The organism is Microcystis sp. M53598_WE2 (genome assembly GCF_030067735.1).
Lineage (GTDB): Bacteria > Cyanobacteriota > Cyanobacteriia > Cyanobacteriales > Microcystaceae > Microcystis > Microcystis aeruginosa.
In genome coordinates this window covers 1-2139 of sequence record NZ_JASJFE010000680.1, presented here as the reverse complement: position 1 = coordinate 2139, position 2139 = coordinate 1, and the positions used below count along the sequence as shown (strand labels likewise).

The window sequence follows — 2139 nt, the reverse complement described above, 5'->3', positions numbered from 1 at the left end:
CATTTAGGAGCAGACCAACGCTACCATTCTTTAGAACGAAACGAGCGCGGCTGGTTATGGTGCGAAACCTTAGGCTATTGGTTGGGAACTTGGGAGGGGACTATTGACCGAGAAACGGCAATTTGGGCGAGATTTTATGACCCGGAAGGCAATTTAATCCCCTTGCCAGAAGAAGCGGCCCAGGAGCAGGCGGCCGCGGCACAGGAGCAGGCGGCCGCAGCACAGGAGCAGGCGGCCGCGGCACAGGAGCAAGCGGCCGCGGCACAGGAGCAATTAAATGCTACTCAGCAAGCTCTGGAAGCGGAAAGACAGCGTTCTCAACGGCTGGCGGCTCGTTTGCGAGAAATGGGGATAGAGCTATAGTATAGCTGTATTTGTTTAGGTGAGGAGGTAAACTACTGGTGTTCCTCCTCGCTTAAAGTCGGTTAATTTCTCCTTTCACGGTTGAGGGAGCCTGCAATCCCAGTGTATTTGAAATCTAGCTCGACACCTGTTTGCTGCTGTGATTACCTTTTGACCAGTGGGTAATTATTGATCAGAGTTTTCTTTGATTCTTCCTTAAACAGTAAACAGTAAACAGTAAACAGTGAACTGATAACTGATAACTGATAACTGATAACTGATAACTGTCTCAACTAGGAAATTTATTTGGCACGACTACTTATACTTATATGTCTAATCTATCTTTGGGCGCGCAACCTCCCCTCGAATTTATCCCCCCTGACCTTAATTCCTTGCTTTTAAAGGGATGTCAAATCTTTTTACCTCTTTGGTTACAAACTCAAACCAACTTAAGAGAAATTTCCGCCGCCAATCTAGAAACTTTAATCACATTTTATCAAAAAAGTCAAGAGAAAAAAGTCCGTTTACTGCTTGCTTTCCGTCATCCCAGTATTAACGATCCCTACTGTATGGCCTATCTTTTGTGGAAATTAGTACCCAAAAAAGCCGAAGAGTTAGGAATAAAATTAAACAAGCCAATTCACGCTCATTTTATGTATGATCGAGGGATTCCTTTATGGGCTGGAGAAAGGGTAGGATGGTTATATTCTAAGTTAGGTGGCACACCAATTCAACGGGGAAAAGCCGATTTAATCGGATTGCGTTCGGCTCGTCATTTATTATTAGAAGGAGATTATCCTTTAGCCGCTGCTCCGGAAGGGGCAACTAACGGACATAATGAGCTTGTTAGCGCAATTGAACCGGGTATTTCTCAATTAGCTTTTTGGGGTGTGGATGATGTCAAAAAAGCTAAACAACAGCAAGAAGTAATTATTTTACCTATTGGTATTCAGTATTTTTATCTGACTCCAGTGTGGCAAGAAATCGAGCAAATTTTAACTAATTTAGAAAACGATAGCGGTTTAGAAACCACCCCGAATTCATCCCTAAAAGAAAAGGTTTTATACGAGCGTCTTTTTCGGTTAGGAGAAAGATTATTATCTTTAATGGAGGATTTTTATCGAGATTTCTACTATCAATCTTTGCCTGTAGTACCTGCCAATGGCGATGATCCAAACGAAACCCTAGCCAAACGTTTAGCCAATTTATTAGATGTGGCCCTACAAACCGTAGAAAAGTATTTTAATGTTTCTCCTAATGGTAATGTGATTGATCGCTGTCGTCGTTTGGAACAAGCAGGATGGGAACGTATTTATCGCCAAGAATTAAAACCCACTCATTCTATTTCTCCCCTTGAATTAGGATTAGCTGATCGCCTGGCCGATGAAGCTAATTTAAAAATGTGGCACATGAGAATTGTCGAAAGTTTCGTGTCAGTAACCGGTTATTATGTCAAAGAAAAACCCACCGTAGAAAGATTCGGCGAGACAATTTTATTACTCTGGGATTTAGTGACAAGAATTAAGGGAGGTAATCCCTTTTTTCGTCCCCAAATTGGTCAACAAAAAGCGATAATAACTATTGGTAAACCTATTTCCGTATCCGAGCGCTATGCTGATTATAAAAGCGATCGACGCTCGGCCGTAGCCCAATTAACCCAAGATTTACAAACCAGTTTAGAAAGTTTAATTATTCATCAGTAGATAATTAGGGTTTGCTGAATAAATCTAAAAACCTTGTTGGATAAGGCTTTTAGACTTTTTTGACCTCAAAAAGTCCCGACCCTTGCAGTGATTG

At 41.7% G+C, this 2139-nt stretch carries 1 protein-coding gene and 1 pseudogene; both read left to right on the top strand.

Annotated elements, in window-relative coordinates; translation table 11 throughout:
- Positions 1 to 363 (top strand): annotated as a pseudogene (locus tag PX636_RS13875) (Uma2 family endonuclease); the annotation flags it as partial.
- A 308-nt stretch (positions 364 to 671) separates the two neighbouring features.
- On the top strand, positions 672 to 2045 hold the full coding sequence (locus PX636_RS13870) for a 1-acyl-sn-glycerol-3-phosphate acyltransferase (RefSeq protein ID WP_288117605.1): 1374 nt from the start codon (positions 672 to 674) through the stop codon (positions 2043 to 2045).
- Positions 2046 to 2139 lie beyond the last annotated feature (94 nt).